Annotated in this window: 14 protein-coding genes; 5 read left to right on the top strand and 9 right to left on the bottom strand. The window is 62.5% G+C overall.

From position 1 onward, the window contains the following. Window positions 1-24: 24 nt before the first annotated feature. Both NCT04_RS01775 and NCT04_RS01770 read right to left on the bottom strand, forming a co-directional pair. The gene (locus NCT04_RS01775) at window positions 25-459 is read right to left on the bottom strand and encodes an HIT family protein (protein ID WP_250462942.1); all 435 of its coding nucleotides are present in this window, start codon (window positions 457-459) and stop codon (window positions 25-27) included. A 36-nt stretch (window positions 460-495) separates the two neighbouring features. Beyond that, window positions 496-4,593 carry a DUF3683 domain-containing protein gene (locus NCT04_RS01770; RefSeq protein WP_250462938.1) on the bottom strand — a complete coding sequence of 1,366 codons (4,098 nt, stop codon included), beginning with the start codon at window positions 4,591-4,593 and terminating at the stop codon, window positions 496-498. 471 nt (window positions 4,594-5,064) lie between these two features. Here NCT04_RS01770 and ilvA point away from each other — a divergent pair, with 471 nt between their 5' ends. From ilvA to queF, 3 genes are read left to right on the top strand one after another with little or no spacing between them, the layout of a single operon-like run. Further along, window positions 5,065-6,648, top strand: a complete 1,584-nt coding sequence (ilvA, locus tag NCT04_RS01765; RefSeq protein ID WP_350029989.1) for a threonine ammonia-lyase, biosynthetic — start codon at window positions 5,065-5,067, stop codon at window positions 6,646-6,648. An 11-nt stretch (window positions 6,649-6,659) separates the two neighbouring features. Further along, complete coding sequence (locus NCT04_RS01760) at window positions 6,660-7,577, top strand: 5'-nucleotidase (protein WP_250462936.1); 918 nt, start codon at window positions 6,660-6,662, stop codon at window positions 7,575-7,577. Further along, window positions 7,574-8,398 carry an NADPH-dependent 7-cyano-7-deazaguanine reductase QueF gene (queF, locus tag NCT04_RS01755; RefSeq protein WP_244826952.1) on the top strand — a complete coding sequence of 275 codons (825 nt, stop codon included), beginning with the start codon at window positions 7,574-7,576 and terminating at the stop codon, window positions 8,396-8,398. The genes NCT04_RS01760 and queF overlap by 4 nt, the downstream gene beginning before the upstream one ends. A 43-nt stretch (window positions 8,399-8,441) precedes the next feature. Here the strand turns inward: queF and NCT04_RS01750 are convergent, their stop codons facing one another. The 3 genes from NCT04_RS01750 to NCT04_RS01740 are packed head-to-tail and all read right to left on the bottom strand — an operon-like array spanning window position 8,442 to window position 11,242. Beyond that, window positions 8,442-8,828, bottom strand: a complete 387-nt coding sequence (locus tag NCT04_RS01750) for a RidA family protein (protein WP_244826950.1) — start codon at window positions 8,826-8,828, stop codon at window positions 8,442-8,444. 31 nt (window positions 8,829-8,859) lie between these two features. Continuing rightward, on the bottom strand, window positions 8,860-10,353 hold the full coding sequence (locus NCT04_RS01745) for an N-acyl-D-amino-acid deacylase family protein (RefSeq protein ID WP_250462931.1): 1,494 nt from the start codon (window positions 10,351-10,353) through the stop codon (window positions 8,860-8,862). A 1-nt stretch (window position 10,354) separates the two neighbouring features. Further along, entirely contained in the window at window positions 10,355-11,242 is an 888-nt protein-coding gene (locus tag NCT04_RS01740; RefSeq protein WP_250462928.1) for a MurR/RpiR family transcriptional regulator, read from the bottom strand. 144 nt (window positions 11,243-11,386) lie between these two features. Here NCT04_RS01740 and NCT04_RS01735 point away from each other — a divergent pair, with 144 nt between their 5' ends. Continuing rightward, window positions 11,387-12,661 carry an amino acid deaminase gene (locus NCT04_RS01735; protein WP_250462924.1) on the top strand — a complete coding sequence of 425 codons (1,275 nt, stop codon included), beginning with the start codon at window positions 11,387-11,389 and terminating at the stop codon, window positions 12,659-12,661. A gap of 4 nt (window positions 12,662-12,665) precedes the next feature. Here NCT04_RS01735 and NCT04_RS01730 read toward each other — a convergent pair whose 3' ends face one another. Together NCT04_RS01730 and NCT04_RS01725 are read right to left on the bottom strand one after the other, a co-directional pair. After that, window positions 12,666-13,145, bottom strand: coding sequence for a MarR family winged helix-turn-helix transcriptional regulator (locus NCT04_RS01730; RefSeq protein WP_250462921.1), 480 nt, complete (start codon window positions 13,143-13,145; stop codon window positions 12,666-12,668). Window positions 13,146-13,165: 20 nt separating this feature from the next. Further along, window positions 13,166-14,761, bottom strand: coding sequence for an MDR family MFS transporter (locus tag NCT04_RS01725; RefSeq protein ID WP_244826945.1), 1,596 nt, complete (start codon window positions 14,759-14,761; stop codon window positions 13,166-13,168). A 113-nt stretch (window positions 14,762-14,874) separates the two neighbouring features. On the opposite strand from NCT04_RS01725, the gene NCT04_RS01720 reads away from it, so the two are divergent. Beyond that, window positions 14,875-15,723, top strand: a complete 849-nt coding sequence (locus NCT04_RS01720; RefSeq protein ID WP_244826944.1) for an EcsC family protein — start codon at window positions 14,875-14,877, stop codon at window positions 15,721-15,723. Here the strand turns inward: NCT04_RS01720 and NCT04_RS01715 are convergent. Then, entirely contained in the window at window positions 15,693-16,622 is a 930-nt protein-coding gene (locus NCT04_RS01715) for an alpha/beta hydrolase (RefSeq protein WP_250462918.1), read from the bottom strand. The two genes, NCT04_RS01720 and NCT04_RS01715, sit on opposite strands and share 31 nt — an antisense overlap. Window positions 16,623-16,653: 31 nt before the next feature. Beyond that, window positions 16,654-17,100 carry a CHRD domain-containing protein gene (locus NCT04_RS01710; RefSeq protein WP_250462915.1) on the bottom strand — a complete coding sequence of 149 codons (447 nt, stop codon included), beginning with the start codon at window positions 17,098-17,100 and terminating at the stop codon, window positions 16,654-16,656. Between the last annotated feature and the right edge of the window lie 258 nt (window positions 17,101-17,358).

Raw genomic sequence — 17,358 nt, 5'->3', positions numbered from 1 at the left:
GCCCTGGCTTTTGATGATGTTGTCTTATGGAGAGCCGAAGACCTGATTCAGCTCATGGCGCACGGCTTCGCGCAGCAAGGTGGCCTGCGCGCGGCGCTTCGAAAGCTGCGCTTCGGAAACGGTGCGCTGACGCGGCGCCCAAATGGGCAGAGGAAAGCGGGAATCGTTGGAAAAGCGCGGAATGACGTGCCAATGCACGTGCGGCACCTGGTTGCCGAGACTCGCCAGATTGACCTTCTCCGGCACGAGAATGCGCCGCATGGCGCGCTCGACGCAGTTGACGGCGGTCATCATGCGCGCGCGGTCGGCGTCTTGCAGATCCGACATTTCGGCGACATGCGCGCTCCAGATCACGCGGCACAAGCCGGGCCAGTCGGCCTCATCGGCGAGGACGACGCGCAATGCGTCGTCCGCCCACAGTACCTCGCCGCCGTCTTCACGGCAAAACACACAGTCCATCTCAAACCTCTAGCGAATCGAAACCCGATTTCGCTATTACACCAGTACGCGCTCGATACCGCCATTGTTCGCGCGCTCGACATACTGTTCCATCCAGTTCTCGCCGAGCACCTTGCGCGCCATTTCCACGACGATGTAATCCGCCTCGGTGTTGGCGTCCTCGTTGTAGCGCGACAAACCCTGCAGGCAGGACGGGCAGCTCGTGAGGATCTTGACGTCGGTGACGGCATTGTCCGGCTGCGGACCATCGCCCGCTTTCAGCACCGAACCCGGCTGCGCGCCCGCCGCACCGGCCGAGGCGTTCGCCATGTTGATGGCGTTCGCGCCCGCCTCCGCGACGAGCGGAATGCCGCGCAACTTCGCCGCGCCCTTGCGCATTTCCTCTTCCTTGCGAAAGCGCACTTGCGTGGAGATGTCCGGCCGCGTCACCGCGAGCGTGCCCGACTCGCCGCAGCAGCGATCATTTTTTTCGATCTTGTAGCCGTCCTGCTGCGAACCCATCAGCTCGTTGACGAGTTTGACCGGGTCCATCGTCTTGATCGGCGAATGACACGGGTCGTGGTACATGTAGCGCGTGCCCTTCACGCCATCGAGCTTGATGTTCTTTTCGAGCAGGAACTCGTGGATGTCGATGATCCTGCATCCCGGGAAGATCTTCTCGAATTCATAGCCCGCGAGCTGGTCGTAACAGGTGCCGCACGACACGACCACGGTCTTGATATCCAGATAGTTCAGCGTATTGGCCACGCGATGGAACAACACGCGGTTGTCCGTGACGATCTTCTCGGCCTTGTCGAACTGTCCCGCGCCGCGCTGCGGATAGCCGCAGCACAGATAGCCCGGCGGCAGCACGGTCTGCACGCCCGCTTCCCACAACATGGCTTGCGTGGCGAGCCCGACCTGCGAGAACAGACGCTCGGAACCGCAACCGGGGAAATAGAACACGGCTTCCGAATCCACCGTGGTTTTCTGCGGATTGCGGATGATCGGAACGATCTTGTTGTCCTCGATATCCAGCAGCGCGCGCGCCGTCTTTTTAGGCAGATTGCCCGGCATCTTCTTGTTCATGAAGTGGATCACTTGCGTGACCACCGGCGGCTTGCCGACCGTCGCGGGCGGTTTGGCCGTCTGCTTCTTCGCGAACTTCTTGAGGATGTCGTTGCCCAGACGCTGCGCCTTGTAGCCCACGCCCATCATCGCGGTGCGCGCGACGTTGATCGTCTGCGGATTCGTCGCGTTGAGGAAGAACATGCCCGCCGCGTTGCCCGCGTTGAACTTCTTTTTGCCCATCTTGCGCAGCAGATTGCGCATGTTCATGGTGACATCGCCGAAATCGATCTTCACCGGGCACGGCGTCACGCACTTATGGCAGACCGTGCAGTGATCGGCGACATCGTTGAATTCGTCCCAATGCTTGATCGACACGCCGCGGCGCGTCTGCTCTTCGTACAGGAACGCCTCGATGAGCAGCGAAGTCGCGAGAATCTTGTTGCGCGGGCTGTAGAGCAGGTTCGCGCGCGGCACGTGCGTCGCGCACACGGGCTTGCACTTGCCGCAGCGCAGGCAGTCCTTGATCGATTCGGAAATCGCGCCGATATCCGACTGCTGCATGATGAGCGACTCATAGCCCATTAGGCCGAAGCTCGGCGTGTACGCGTTGCGCAAGTCCGCGCCTTCGAGCAATTTGCCCGCGTTGAAGCGCCCCTGCGGATCGACGCGCTTCTTGTAATCGCGGAAATCGCGGATTTCGTCATCGGTCAGGTACTCCAGCTTCGTGATGCCGATGCCGTGCTCGCCCGAGATCACGCCGTCCAGCGAACGCGCAAGCTTCATGATGCGCGCCACCGCGTGATGCGCGTCCTGCAGCATCGCGTAGTTGTCGGAGTTGACCGGAATGTTGGTGTGTACGTTGCCGTCGCCCGCGTGCATGTGCAGCGCGACGAACACGCGGCCGCGCAGCACTTGCTTGTGGATGGCCTGCGCTTCGTCGAGGATCGGCTTAAATTCGCCGCCGTTGAAGATTTGGCGCAATTCGCCGCGAATCTCCGTCTTCCATGAGATGCGCACGGTGCGGTCTTGCGCGACATGGAACACGCTCGCATCCGGCTGGGTATCGACGCGATCCGCGAACTTCTCGGCGAGCCCTTCGTAGCCGAGATTCACGAGATAGTGCTGCGCCTCGCGCAAGGACATGTCGAGCTTGTCGCCGACGAAAGTCCAGCGCTCACGCACGCGCTTCATCAAATCGAGCGCCTGTTGCACGCGATCTTCGAGCAATTCGGCGGACGGAATCTCGTTCGCGTCGTCGCTCTTTCCGAGCGGCAGCTTGCCGGTCTTGAAGAACGCCTCGAGCGCGTCGACCAGTTGCAGCTTGTTCTTGATCGACAGCTCGATATTGATGCGCTCGATGCCGTCCGTGTACTCGCCCATGCGATTGAGCGGGATCACCACGTCTTCGTTGATCTTGAACGCGTTGGTGTGCTTCGCGATGGCGGCCGTGCGCGAACGGTCGAGCCAGAAGCGCTTGCGCGCCTCGGCGTTCACCGCGACGAAGCCTTCGCCGCTCTTGCCATTCGCCATCCGGACGACTTCGGAGGCGGCTTGCGCGACGGCATCGGCGTCGTTGCCGACGATATCGCCGATCAGCACCATCTTCGGAAACGCGTTGCGCTTGCTCTTGGTCGCATAGCCGACCGCGCGCAGATAGCGCTCGTCCAGATGTTCGAGTCCCGCGAGAATCGCGCCGCCCTCCTTCGACGTCTCGAACAGATAATCCTTGATCTCGACGATGCTCGGAATGGCGTCGCGCGCCTGGCCGAAAAATTCGAGACAGACGGTGCGCGTATGCGCGGGCATCTTGTGCAGAATCCAGCGCGCCGACGTGATGAGCCCGTCGCAACCTTCCTTCTGCACGCCCGGCAAGCCCGCGAGGAACTTGTCGGTGACGTCCTTGCCGAGCCCTTCCTTGCGGAACGTGCGGCCGGCGATATCGAGCGCCTCGGTTTTCAGGAGCTTTTCGCCGGGCGCGCGCGTGCCGTCGAACCAGTCGAGCCGGAAGCGCGCCACCGGAATGTCGTGGATCTTGCCGCAGTTATGTTCGAGGCGCGTGACTTCGAGCCAGTTGCCTTCCGGGTCCACCATGCGCCACCAGGCGAGATTGTCGAGCGCCGTGCCCCACAGCACTGCCTTCTTGCCGCCCGCGTTCATCGCGACATTGCCGCCGACGCACGATGCATCGAGCGATGTCGGATCGACGGCGAACACGAAGCCCGCCTGCTCCGCCGCTTCCGTGACGCGTCGCGTGACCACGCCCGCGCCGGAGAAAATGGTCGCGACCTTGTGATCGACGCCCGGAAGATCGGTCATCTCCACCGGCCCGAGTTGTTCGAGCTTTTCCGTGTTGATGACCGCGGAAAACGGCGTGAGCGGAATCGCGCCGCCGGTATAGCCCGTGCCGCCTCCACGCGGAATCACGGTGAGGCCGAGCTCGAAACACGCCTTGATGAGACCCGCGATCTCCGCCTCGGTGTCCGGCGTGAGCACGACGAACGGATATTCGACACGCCAGTCGGTGGCGTCGGTGACGTGCGAAACGCGCGACAGACCGTCGAACTTGATGTTGTCCTTCTGCGTCTGTTTGCCCAGCACGCGCGACGCGCGGCGGCGTAACTCGGCCATGCGGCCGAATTCGGCGGAGAAGTCGTCCACGGAGCGGCGCGCGGCCGCGACCAGCAGTTGCACGCGTGCGGCGCGTTCCTGGCCTGCGTCGTCGCCGTGTTGCGATAGATCGGCGTTACGGCGCTTTTCAATTTCAGCCAGTCGATGATTCAGCGCTTCGACGAGCAATACGCGACGCTTCGGGTTGTCGAGCAAATCGTCCTGCAGATACGGATTGCGGCGTACGACCCAGATGTCGCCGAGCACTTCGTACAGCATGCGCGCCGAGCGGCCGGTGCGTCTTTCGCCGCGCAGTTCGTCGAGTGCGGCCCAGGCTTCGTCGCCGAGCAGCCGCATGACGATCTCGCGATCGGAAAACGACGTGTAGTTATAGGGAATTTCGCGCAGACGGGGCTCGACGTCGAGCGGCAAGGCGGCATGGGCGCCGTTCGGATCGAAGGCTTGAGGTGCGTTCATGTTCGACGGTTCGGTGAGCCGGCGAGCGCGTCAGGAAGCGCAAAGTCACCGGCGATGCGCGTGGGGGCGCAGATTTTTGGATGAGACTGTTCTGTAGGAAGGCCGCCGCATCGCGCAAATCCGGCAATGACACGGATGTAATGACGAGCCAGATGCGACACGGCGCCTTCAATGTGTCCGGATCAACGCCACGATCGCGCATGGCGCGCATGCCGCTCCGCCGCAGCGTGAAGCTCGCGGGGGACATACGCCAGTAAATCGATCCGAAGCTGCCAGTGCATCTGCCGATCCTGATTTGTAAAACGAAATTCTAACCCATCGCGAAAAAGGCCGTTCGTGACGGCTAGCAGGCAGAAGGGGCATTTGCGTGCCCGTTCACGACATGTTTCGGGCATTTTCCGCGCTTTTACGCCCGGCCGGTCGGTCGGCGATAAGGCGTCGTAGCCGGAATGCTGCTTCTTCCGCGCTATCATTCATGCTTTCGCCCTCAAAAAAGCAGCGCGCAGCCGGCTTGCGCGACGATTTCGACGCATGACACATCCCGACTACCTGAAGAAAGTGCTGACCGCGCGAGTCTATGACGTCGCGCGCGAGAGCGAGCTCGAACCCGCGCGCAGTCTGTCCGCGCGCCTGCATAACGCCGTCTACCTCAAGCGCGAGGACAACCAGCCGGTGTTCTCCTTCAAGATTCGGGGCGCCTACAACAAGATGGCCAACCTGCCCGCCGACGTTCTGGCGCGCGGGGTCATTACGGCGTCGGCGGGCAATCATGCGCAGGGCGTGGCTTTGTCGGCGGCGCGGCTCGGCTGTCGCGCGGTGATCGCCGTGCCCACGACCACCCCGCAAGTGAAAATCGACGCGATCCGCGCGCATGGCGGTTCGACTGTCGAAGTGGTGCTGGCGGGCGAATCGTATAGCGACGCCTACGCGCGCGCCGTGCAGCTTCAGGAAGAGCGCGGCCTCACCTTCGTCCATCCGTTCGACGATCCCGACGTGATCGCCGGACAAGGCACCGTCGCCATGGAAATCCTGCGCCAGCATCAAGGTCCGATTCACGCGATCTTCGTGCCGATCGGCGGAGGCGGCTTGGCGGCGGGCGTGTCGGCCTACGTCAAGGCGATCAGACCGGAGATCAAGGTCATCGGCGTGCAGACCGAGGATTCCTGCGCGATGGCGCAATCCATCGAGGCGGGCGAGCGCGTTACCTTGAGCGAAGTCGGCCTGTTTTCGGACGGCACGGCGGTGAAGCTCGTCGGCGAGGAAACCTTCCGCCTGTGCAGCGAGTTGCTCGATGAAGTCATCACCGTCGATACCGACGCGCTTTGCGCCGCCATCAAGGACGTCTTCCAGGACACGCGCAGCGTGCTCGAACCGGCGGGCTCGCTCGCGGTGGCGGGCGCGAAGGTCTATGCGGAACGCGAAGGTATCGAAGGAAAGACGTTGATCGCGGTGACTTCCGGCGCGAACATGAATTTCGACCGCATGCGCTTCGTGGCGGAACGCGCGGAAGTGGGCGAGGCGCGCGAGGCCGTGTTCGCGGTGACGATTCCCGAGGAACGCGGCAGCTTCAAACGCTTTTGCGAACTCGTCGGCGATCGCAGCGTGACCGAGTTCAACTACCGTATCGCGGATGCGGCGGCCGCGCATATCTTCGTCGGCGTGCAGATTAAGTCGCGCAACGAGACGGTGCAGATGCGCTCGGCGTTTATCGAGCACGGGTTCGCGACGGTCGATCTGTCGCACGACGAACTCTCGAAGCAGCACATTCGCTACATGGTCGGCGGCCATTCGCCGCTCGCGCATGACGAACGCCTGCTGCGTTTCGAATTTCCCGAGCGGCCGGGCGCGCTCATGCGCTTCCTTTCGTCGATGGCGCCGGACTGGAACATCAGCCTGTTCCACTATCGGAATCAAGGCGCGGACTACAGCTCGATTCTCGTTGGCATTCAGGTGCCGCGGGCGGATAACGCCGAGTTCGAGCGCTTTCTCGCGACGCTCGGTTATCCGTGGTGGGACGAGCAGCAGAACCCCGTCTACAAGCTGTTCCTGGCGTAAGTCGAGACTTCATGTCCAAGTTCACGCTCGAAGACAAACTCGTCGTCGCGATTTCGTCGCGCGCGCTCTTCGACTTCGAGGAAGAAAACAGCGTGTTCGAGGCGGGCGATCTCGCGCGTTACGAAGCGCTGCAACGCTCGCGGCTGGACAATCCCGCGAAACCGGGCGTGGCATTCGGACTCATCCGCAAACTGCTCGCGCTCAATGCGGGCGAGCAGCGCGTGGAAGTAGTGATTCTTTCGCGCAGCGATCCTATCAGCGGCCTGCGCGCGTTCCATTCGTGTCGTGAGCATGGACTGGCGATCGAACGCGGCGTGTTTACGCGCGGCCGTTCGCCCTTCAGCTACTTGAAACCGCTGCGTGCGTCGCTATTTCTATCGGCGAATCCAGACGATGTACGCGACGCGCTCGCCGCCGGTTTTCCCGCCGCGCGCGTGCTGCCGGAAACGCCGCGCGCAGCGAGCCGTTACGCGGATGAAATTCGCATTGCGTTCGATGGCGACGCCGTTCTCTTCTCCGATGAAGCCGAGCGCGTGTTTCAGGCCGACGGTTTGCTCGCCTTCGTCGGCCATGAAACGAACAAGAAAGATCTGCCGCTGCCGGGCGGACCGTTGAAGCCGCTGCTCGAAGCGCTGAACAAGCTGCAACGCATTGCCGCCGCGAATGAAGGCGAGCAGGCGGCCATGCATATCCGCACCGCGCTCGTCACCGCGCGTTCCGCTCCCGCGCACGAGCGCGCGATCCGGACGTTGATGGCGTGGGACATCGAAATCGACGAAGCGATGTTCCTGGGCGGTCTGGACAAGGGCGAATTCCTGCGTGAATTCGAGCCCGACTTTTTCTTCGACGATCAAATTCGCCATTGCGAATCGGCCCGCGGCGTGAGTCCGACCGGGCATGTTCTCAGCGGCATAGCGAACGCAACATGACACCCGAACAATCTCCGCTCGGCAAGCCCGTCCACTACACCGAACAGTACGATGCGTCGCTGCTGTTTCCGATAGAGCGCAAGAGCGCGCGCGATGCCATCGGCGTCGGCGCGCGGCTGCCGTTCTTCGGCACCGACATCTGGAACGCTTACGAGCTTTCGTGGCTGAACGCGCGCGGCAAGCCGCAGATCGCGGTGGCGACGTTCTTCGTGCCGGCGGATTCGCCGAATATCGTCGAATCGAAGTCGTTCAAGCTTTACCTTGGCTCGTTCGCGCAGACGAAGTTCGACTCCATCGACGACGTGCGCGCGGCCATCAAGCGCGACGTATCGGCGATCTGCGGAGCGACCGTATCGGTGCAACTTGCCGCGCCGGCAGATTTCGGCAAGCTCGCGATGGAAGAGTTCGATGGCTTGTCGCTCGACAGGCTCGATCTGGATACGGACATCTATATGCCCGATCCTTCACTGTTGAGCGCGACGCATGGCGAAGCACCCGTCGACGAGACGCTGTATTCGAATCTGCTGAAGTCGAATTGCCCGGTGACGGGACAGCCGGATTGGGGCAGCGTGCAGATTCGCTACTACGGCGGGCAGATCGATCACGCGGGTTTGCTGCGCTATCTGATTTCGTTTCGCGGACATACCGGTTTTCACGAGCAATGCGTCGAGCGCATTTTCATGGACGTGATGCGGGAATGTCAGCCGGAAAGGCTCGCGGTGTACGCGCGTTACACGCGGCGCGGCGGGCTGGATATCAATCCGTTCCGGACGAATTTCAATTTGCCGATGCCGGATAATGCGCGGTTGGCGCGGCAGTGAAGCTCGCCAATGCGGCTCCGACTTCCCGGAGCCGCATTGACGTTCAAGCCGACGCCTTCTTATAAGCCACGCAATCCACCTCGACCTTGCAATCGATCACCATCGACGACACCACGCAAGCTCTCGCCGGCGGATTCGCGCCGAAGTACTCCTTGAAGATCTTGTTGAAAGAAGCGAAGTCGCGCGGATCGTCCAGCCAGACGCCGCAGCGCACGACATGCTCCGTGCCGTATCCCGCTTCCGTCAGAATGGCGATCACGTTTTGAATTGCCTTGTGCGTCTGCTCGACGATTCCGCCGTTGATCACTTCGCCGTTCTCCATCGGCGTCTGGCCCGACACGAAGAGCCAGCCATCGGCCTCCACCGCGCGTGCAAACGGCATATGCGCGCCGCCTTGTCCCTTGCCGCCTTCAACGCCATATCGCTTCATCGTTCAACTCCTTGATTCAATCGTAAAGAATTCAAAACGCACCCTGCGCATCCAGCTTGGATGCCGCGCCGCGCGCCACGAAACGTCCCGCGCGCGCGCCGGTCACGGCGGCATCGCGATACGTCAAAACCCCGTTCACCCACACCGCGTCGATGCCGTCCGCCGCCTGCTGCGGCTTCGCGAAGGTCGCGGCATCGCGCACACGCTCGGGATCGAACACGACCAGATCGGCGTGATAACCCACTTTCACTTCGCCACGCTCGGGCAGGCTGAAACGCCGCGCCGTCAGGCTCGTCATCTTGCGCACCGCTTCTTCGAGCGGCATCAGCGCCGTATCGCGCGCGTAGTGGCCAAGCACGCGCGGAAACGCGCCCCACAAGCGCGGATGCGGCAGCGGATCGTTCGGCAAGCCATCAGAGCCAACCATCGTCGCGGGATGCGCGAGAATGCGCCGCACATCGTCTTCCGACATGTTGTGATACACCGCGCCCGCCGGCTGCAAGCGTTTCGCCGCATCCTGCTGGCTCACGTTCCAATCGGCCGCTGCCTCGCGAATCAGCTTGCCCGCCATCTCCGGATGCGGCTCCGACCACGTGATGGTGATGTCGATATCGCCCGTCACCTGCTTCAGATCCAGCGTCGACGAACTGCGGTTATACGGATAACAATCGCAACCGAGCGGCTGACCCTCGCGCACCGTTTCGAGCGACTTCAGCACTTCCACGCTGCGTCCCCAGTTCGACGGTCCCGCGCACTTCAAATGCGAAATCACCACCGGCACACGCGCATGGCGACCGACGCGATACGCCTCTTCCATTGCATCGAGAATTGCATCGAACTCGGTGCGCATGTGCGTCGTGTATAGCGCGCCTGCCTTGGCAAGCGGCTCGGCAAGCGCCTCCACTTCCTCTGGCGGCGCGTTGAACGCCGAACCATAAGCCAGCCCGCTCGATAACCCCAGCGCGCCGTTATCCAGCGCTTCTTCGAGTTGCGCTCGCATGCCTTCCACTTCAGCGCCGTTCGCCGCGCGATCCAGCCGGTCCATGTGATTGTTGCGCAGCGCCGTATGGCCGATCAGCGCGCCGACATTCACGGCGGGACGCGCTTCGTTGACGGCATCGACATAAGCGGCGAAGGTCGGATATTTGAACGCGTCGGCGTCGCCGAGCAGATTCATCGGATCGGGCGGGTTGCCCTTCAACGTCACCGGCGACGCGCTGATCCCGCAATTGCCGACGATCACCGTGGTCACGCCTTGCGTGATCTTCGGCATCATCTGCGGCGAGCGGATCACGTGCGTGTCGTCGTGCGTATGGACGTCGATGAAACCGGGCGCCAGCACCTTGCCCTGCGCGTCGAACACTTCATCGGCGTTCCAGTTGGCGAGGGCGCCGGGCGCCACGATGGCGACGATGCGGCCATCGCGCACCGCGACATCGCGCTCGACCGCGGGCGCACCCGTGCCGTCGATCACACGCGCACCGATGATCAACGTATCGGCCTTCTGCTTCGAGGGCGATTCCATGTCAGTCTCCCAAAGGTTGCCGCTCGCCGCCGCCACGATGCGCATCGAGCGCGTGCTTCATGCGGCGCAGCAGTTCACGGCTATGATCGGCCTGCTTCACCGCGAGTTCGGTGACCAGCAGATCGAGCGCCATCATCATTGCGTAACGCGACGACGAAGGCTTGTAGATGAAATCCGTTTCTATCGCGATGACCGGAATGAGCCAGTCCGCGAGCTTCGCCAGCGGCGACGCCGGCGCGGTCAACGCGATCACGCACGCGCCGTATTCACGCGCGATCCGGCAGCTTTCGAGCATCTCCGGCGTCTGCCCCGTCACGGACAGCGCGACAACGACGTGTTCGCTCGATAACGTCGATGCCACCATGCGCTGCAGCAGTCCGTCCTGATACGACGCCACCGGCCGCCCGAGCCGCACGAGACGAAAGCGCATCTCGTCGGCGAGCGCGGTCGAGCCGCCGCCCATGCCGAACACGTAGATCATCGACGCAGCCGCGAGTGCATCGGCGGCTTGCGCGATGGGCGCGGCACGCAGCGCACCCTGATTTTGTGCGAGCGTGGCCTGCACCTCCTCGAAGATACGCGCGGCGAGTGTTTCAGGCACGGCGTCCGGTTCGGGCTTCAGAAAGCGTTGCCCGACGCCCGCCGCCTGCGCGAGCCGCAGCTTGAGTTCGCGCACGTCCTGACAGCCGACCGCTTTCGCAAAGCGCGTGACCGTGGCGATACTTACTTCCGCCTTGTCCGCAAGCGCGCCGATGCTCGCCCGCGACGCGCCCGTGAGATCGTCGAGGATCAGCGCGGCGACCTTGCGCTCGGCGCTGCGCAATTCGGGCGCGCGTTGCGCGATGCGCGCGACGATATCGAAGGTGAGCGAATCGGCGTGGCCGTTCATAGTGCTGACAGGGTTAACCCACAGTGTATGTTACTAAATAACATTTCAACGAGAATGCTACTTTGGGTAACATGATGCCGTCAACCGCGACGCCATTTTAAGTACCGACAGAATCTATTCATCCGGACGATGGAGTAGCAGCACATGAAAGTTACAAACTATCAGAACGCGACAATCGACCCGTTTGGCAAGGGTCTCGGCATGGTGCCGGGCACGGGCATCAACCTGACGGACGCGGCGCGTCTGCAATGGAACCTGCTTGAAGAGGACGTGAGCTTGCCTGCCGCCGTGCTGTATGCAGAGCGCATCGAACACAATTTGAAGTGGATGCAAGCGTTCGTCGAAGAGTACGGCGTGAAGCTCGCGCCGCACGGCAAGACCACCATGGCGCCGCAACTCTTTCGCCGCCAACTCGACACCGGTGCGTGGGGCATCACGCTCGCCACGGCGCATCAGGTGCGCGCGGCGTATCGCGGCGGCGTGTATCGCATCCTGCTGGCGAATCAGCTCGTCGGCAAACGCAACATGGGCATGATCGCCGAGCTGCTGACGGACCCGAACTTCGAGTTCTTCTGTCTCGTCGATTCAGCGGATGGCGTCGATCAACTAGGCGCATTCTTCAGCGACGTGCACAAGAAGCTGAACGTGCTGATCGAACTCGGCGTGCCGGGCGGACGCACGGGCGTGCGCGACGACGCGCAGCGCGAAGCCGTGCTCGCGGCCATCGCGCGCTGGCCGGGCACAATCGAACTGGCGGGAATCGAACTATACGAAGGCGTCTTGCAGGACGAATCGAAGGTACGCGACTTTTTGAAGAGCGCCGTCGACACCACCCGCGCTCTGATCGATGCTGGCAAGATCGCGCGCAAGCCGGCGATTCTCTCGGGCGCGGGATCGGCATGGTACGACGTCGTCGCCGACGAATTCGCCAAGGCGAACAGCGACGCCATTGAAGTCGTGCTGCGTCCCGGCTGCTATCTGACGCACGACGTCGGCATCTACAAGAAAGCGCAGAACGAAATCTTCGCGCGCAATCCCATCGCGAAGAAGATGGGGCAAGGGCTTAAACCCGCGCTGCAATTGTGGGCGTACGTGCAGTCCATTCCCGAGCCGGACCGCGCGATCATCGGGCTCGGCAAGCGCGATTCCGCATTCGACGCGGGCTTGCCGGAACCGGCGAAGCATTTTCGTCCGGGCATGGAAGCGCCACGCGATATCTCGACGGATGAAGGCTGGGAAATTTTCGGCCTGATGGACCAGCACGCTTACTTGCGCATCAAGCCCGGCGATGATCTCAAGGTCGGCGACATGATCGCCTTCGACATCTCGCACCCGTGTCTCACGTTCGACAAGTGGCGTCAGGTGCTCGTGGTCGATCCTAAATACCGCGTCACCGAAGTGATCGAAACGTTCTTTTGACGCGTCAGGCTTTTTCGGCGGCGGTATCGACGAGTGCGGCGTTCGCCGCGTTTTGCACCGCGACTTCCTGAATGCGCGCTTCGAGCATATGAAGCGCGCCCGACAGCGCCTCGATGGCGTCGTCCGGCAACGATGCCATGGTGTCGTGCAGAAACGCCGTGCGGCGCGGCATGCCCTCTTCCGCCGCCGCGCGGCCTTGCGCTGTCAGCGCGACATTCGACACGCGATTGTCGCGGACATCCACGCTGCGCACGACCCAGCCGAGACCTTCCAGCGTCTTCAACTGACGAGTCAGCGCGCCCGGGTCCACGCGCAGGCGTTCGACGAGTTTCTTCTGCGACACCTCGCCCTCGTGCTCATGCAAGGCGAACAGAATGCGCCAGCGCGGCATTGGCTGGCCGACGGCTGCTTCGAACGCCGACATGAAAGCGCGATACGTCCGCCCAAACTGCTGCACCACCGCGATACGTTCCTGTTCGTTCATGCTCTCGATTCCGTTGTAATTCATTCGGCGAGGATGACCGGTTCGTGCGTTCGTTTCAAGCGCACGGGCGGCACGCGGCGCGACTGCCAGAGCGAAACGACCGCGACGACGGCCGCGACCGCCAGGCCGATGTGGATCGCCGCCACCAGCGATTCGCGCGCGGATTCGAGCAGCATCGCGCCGTTATGACCCGCAGCCGCAAGCTGCGCGAGCAGCGTGTCCTGTCCTTCGCGATTGATGAGGATTTGCGGATCGGAAAGATCGCCGAGCCAGTGCATTGCGTGATCTCGTTCAAGCGCGAGGCTCACGCCGCTCGCGTACAGATGGCTCACGAGCGTGCCGGTCAATGCCGTGCCGATCATTCCGCCGATCATGCGTAGCGATTGCAACAATGCCGTCGCAATTCCCAGATGCTGACGTCCCGCGGTCTGTTGCGCGAACACGGTGAGGTTCGGCATGACGAAGCCCAGCCCGAGCCCGCCCATCAGCATGACGACGAGCAGCATGGAACGCGGCATCGTATGCGTCGCGATCACCACGCCGAAACACGACGCGGCGAGAAACGCGAAACCCACGTACAACATGAGATTCGCGTTCTTCAGACGCGTCACGATTCGTCCGTTCACGATACTGCCAATGGTAATGAACACGACGAGCGGCGTGATCATCATGCCCGCGTCTTTCGGCGACATGCCGAAGCCGCCCTGGAACAGCAGCGGCGCATAGAACAGCAGCGAGAACATGGTGAAGCCGCCGAGAATCGCCAGCGTGAACAGCGCGGCGAGGCTCTTGTTGCGGAACATGTCGACGGGAAGAATCGCGTAGCTGCAACGCAGTTCCCACTTCCACAGACTGTAGGACGCCACGATGGCCACCGCCAACAGCATCGCCGTCTCGACACTGATGCCGTGCTTCGGCAACATCTCGACGAACAATTGCAGCGCGCCGAGCGCAACCGCGATCAGCGCGGCGCCGGGCCAGTCGAGCCGCATCTTGCCTTCGTGCGCCACATGCCGCAGATGCGGCAAAAAGCGCCAGACGAAGAACAGCGACAGCACGCCGACGGGCAGATTCACGTAGAACACCGAGCGCCAGCCGTAATACTGCGTGAGAATCCCGCCGAGCGAAGGGCCGACCGCATTGGCGATGCCGAAAGCGGAACTCATCAGCACCTGCCAGCGCAGGCGCACGACCGAATCCGGGAACAGATCCGCGATGCACGCGAACGCGGTGCCAACCAGCATCCCGCCGCCGATGCCCTGCAAACCGCGCGCGAGCACCAAAAACATCATGCTGTTGGCGAGTCCGCACAACACGGACGCCACCGTGAACACGATAATCGAAGCGATCACGAAGGGTTTGCGACCGTAGTAATCGCCGAGCCGCCCGAAAATAGGCACGGTAATGACGGAGGTCAGCAAATAGGAGGTCGCGACCCAGGCGTAAAGATCGAAGCCTTTGAGTTCGGCCACGATAGTAGGCAGCGCGGTGCCCACGACGGTCTGGTCCAGCGCGACGAGCATGGTGACGAAAGAGATGCCCAACATCGCCATGAGCGATTCGCGGAAGGGCAAGACCTGTCCGCTGGAGTGATGCGCGGCTGTGTGAACGGCCATTTTTGTGGACGCAATTATTGACGAGTCAAAGAATGGGGAATCATAGCACGCTCGCGTGCTCTAAGCCGTGTGGCCCACCGCTCTCTTCATGCACGTTCCCGGACATTTTTCGTATGCAACCGACGCCCATCATCACTTCGCCGCTTACTGCCGAAGATTTCACCGCTCTGTCCCGCGCGAAGGAGGCGCTCGAAAGCCCTTCGCTCACGATGAAACTAGCGAGCGTGGTCGGCGCGCCGATCGAAAAACTCATGGGACGGCTTCCAGCCTCGGCTCAGGGGAAAGTCGACGAAGCCACGCAAGTCGCGCTCAAGAAATGCCTGCAGCTTGCGCTGCGCACGCTCGGCAACAGCGCGCCGTCCGACTCGCTGCTCGCGCCGCCGCCGGACAAACCGCGCAATCTGATGCACAAACTCGCCGTCGCGACGACGGGCGCGGCGGGCGGCGCATTCGGCTTGTTTGCGCTGCCCGTCGAGTTGCCCGTCACGACCACGTTGATGTTTCGCTCGATTTGCGACATCGCGCGCAGCGAAGGCGAGGACGTGCATCGCGTGGAGACGCAGTTGCAATGCATGATGGTGCTCGGCATGGGCGGCACCCACAAAGACGACGATAACGCCGACATCGGCTATTTCATCGTTCGCGGCGCGCTCGCGCAGTCCATCTCGCGCGCGACCAACGAAATCGCGGCCAAGGGATTGAGCAGTCATGGCTCGACGGCGCTGCTCAAATTCTTGCAGACCATCGCGTCGCGCTTCTCGGTGCAGGTCAGCGAGCAGGTCGCGGCCAAGTCGATTCCGGCCATCGGCGCGGTTCTCGGCGCCATGGTCAACACCGTGTTCATCGACCATTTTCAGCAGATGGCGCTCGGACACTTCACTGTGCGCAGACTCGAACGGCAATACGGAACGGCGGCGGTCGAGCGCGCGTATCAGACCATCGAGGTGATCGGCGGGCGCTGAGCGTTGCCGGCGCTCGTCGTGGTCGCTATGAAACGCGCGGCTTGCGTAAGTGCATCGCGCGCTTCGGGCATGAATGGCGCCCAGATCTGGAAAATATGCGGGACGTTGCGCCAGATTTGCAATTGCACATCCACGTTGGTTTCGCGCGCTATTTTCGCGACGCGCGTGGCATCGTCGAGAAGCAATTCGGTGTCGCCTGCTTGAATCAGGAGCGGCGGCAGGCCTCGATAATCGCCGAAAAGCGGTGACGCGTAGGGATCACGCGAATTGGCATCGCCGAGATAGAGCGCGGCCACGCGCGGGAAGACCGATGCGTGGAACATCGGGTCACGGCCTTCGTTTGCTTGCATCGACGCGCCGCCGCAGGTCAGGTCGGTCCACGGCGAAAACAGAACCGCGCCGGCGGGCAATTGAACCCGTGCATCGCGAAGCGCGAGCAATGTGGCGAGCGCGAGGCCACCGCCGGCCGAATCGCCCGCAATGACGATCGATTTTGCATCGATGCCCGACGCGAGCAGGCGGCGGTAAGCGGCAACGGCGTCATCGAGCGCGGCCGGAAAGCGATGCTCGGGAGCCAGCCGGTAATCGAGCGAAAACACGTCGGCATCCGCACGCGTCGCAAGACCGAACGTGATCGCTCGATGACTGCGCGGCGAGCAAAAGTAATAGCCGCCGCCGTGGAGATAAAGCACCGTTCGCCGATCACGCGCGGCGCTCTCGCGGCGCAACCATTCGCCATCCGGCTCGATATCGAGTCGCCATCCCTTCGGTACACGCGGCAACCAGATTCGGCGCGATGCGTAGGTCCGCGCGCGCTCGACATCGAGTGTCGGCTTCGCCGTTTCCGGCCGCATTTGCCGCTTGAGCAGCCAGCATGCGAACGCGCTTTGCCAACTCATCGTAGCGGGCTCAGGCTTTGAGTCGCGCCGATCAGTTCGATGGCATCACCTGACCGCGAAGCTCGCCGGTCGGGTTTTCCTGTGTGTGAATGTTGAAATACCACTGCCCGGCCATGAGGTCCGTGACCTGCTGCTCGGTGAGCGTGGCCCGACCTTTCATCGGACTGGCGAGCGCATGTTTGTCGGCGGGTACTTGCGGCTTCGCGTTCTGACCGACGGGCGCGGGACCGTGGAAGTGGGCCATCGTGACCGGGCCGGAAAGCTCGGCGTAAGTCGCGGTCCAGGTGATGACCTTGGTGTCGGTGTCGAACGTGGCGTCGAGCATGCCGTGGCCTTTGCTGACGCGCGGCGGGACTTCGCTCGATGGCTGCAGATTTGCCTTCAGCGCGATGGTATCGGCGAATGCCGCCGAGGATGCGAGCAACGTGCACATCATGGCTGCGATGCAGCGGACATGTGGTCTGCATGTCGGGATCATTCTGGCTCTCCTTGGTGACGGCCAAGCGCTTCGCTTTCATATCGTTGATGCGCTTACGGCATCGCCATGGTAGAGCATTCGGATGATCGATGTTTTCCAGCGTACGCCGTTCGCGCGCGCGAATGCAAAAAGGGGGGGGGGCGGGGGGGGGGGCGGTCTGCTCGTCTTGGGTCGTTCCATGCAGCGGGGTCGTCGATGCGTCGGGTTCGTCCGTTTGGGTGTGGGGTTCGATATAGCCGGTGCCGTCTTCGCGTTGTT

This window comes from Caballeronia sp. GAFFF2 (genome assembly GCF_023631485.1).
Classification (GTDB): domain Bacteria; phylum Pseudomonadota; class Gammaproteobacteria; order Burkholderiales; family Burkholderiaceae; genus Caballeronia.
The sequence above is the reverse complement of the archived record's forward strand: the minus strand, read 5'-3'. Positions and strand labels throughout refer to the sequence as shown.

Coding starts and splice junctions, on each gene's coding strand:
- NCT04_RS01775 (WP_250462942.1), bottom strand. CDS start 459: ATGGACTGTGTGTTTTGCCGTGAAGACGGCGGCGAGGTACTGTGGGCG.
- NCT04_RS01770 (WP_250462938.1), bottom strand. CDS start 4,593: ATGAACGCACCTCAAGCCTTCGATCCGAACGGCGCCCATGCCGCCTTG.
- NCT04_RS01760 (WP_250462936.1), top strand. CDS start 6,660: ATGTCCAAGTTCACGCTCGAAGACAAACTCGTCGTCGCGATTTCGTCG.
- queF (WP_244826952.1), top strand. CDS start 7,574: ATGACACCCGAACAATCTCCGCTCGGCAAGCCCGTCCACTACACCGAA.
- NCT04_RS01750 (WP_244826950.1), bottom strand. CDS start 8,828: ATGAAGCGATATGGCGTTGAAGGCGGCAAGGGACAAGGCGGCGCGCAT.
- NCT04_RS01745 (WP_250462931.1), bottom strand. CDS start 10,353: ATGGAATCGCCCTCGAAGCAGAAGGCCGATACGTTGATCATCGGTGCG.
- NCT04_RS01740 (WP_250462928.1), bottom strand. CDS start 11,242: ATGAACGGCCACGCCGATTCGCTCACCTTCGATATCGTCGCGCGCATC.
- NCT04_RS01735 (WP_250462924.1), top strand. CDS start 11,387: ATGAAAGTTACAAACTATCAGAACGCGACAATCGACCCGTTTGGCAAG.
- NCT04_RS01730 (WP_250462921.1), bottom strand. CDS start 13,145: ATGAACGAACAGGAACGTATCGCGGTGGTGCAGCAGTTTGGGCGGACG.
- NCT04_RS01725 (WP_244826945.1), bottom strand. CDS start 14,761: ATGGCCGTTCACACAGCCGCGCATCACTCCAGCGGACAGGTCTTGCCC.
- NCT04_RS01720 (WP_244826944.1), top strand. CDS start 14,875: ATGCAACCGACGCCCATCATCACTTCGCCGCTTACTGCCGAAGATTTC.
- NCT04_RS01715 (WP_250462918.1), bottom strand. CDS start 16,622: ATGAGTTGGCAAAGCGCGTTCGCATGCTGGCTGCTCAAGCGGCAAATG.
- NCT04_RS01710 (WP_250462915.1), bottom strand. CDS start 17,100: ATGATCCCGACATGCAGACCACATGTCCGCTGCATCGCAGCCATGATG.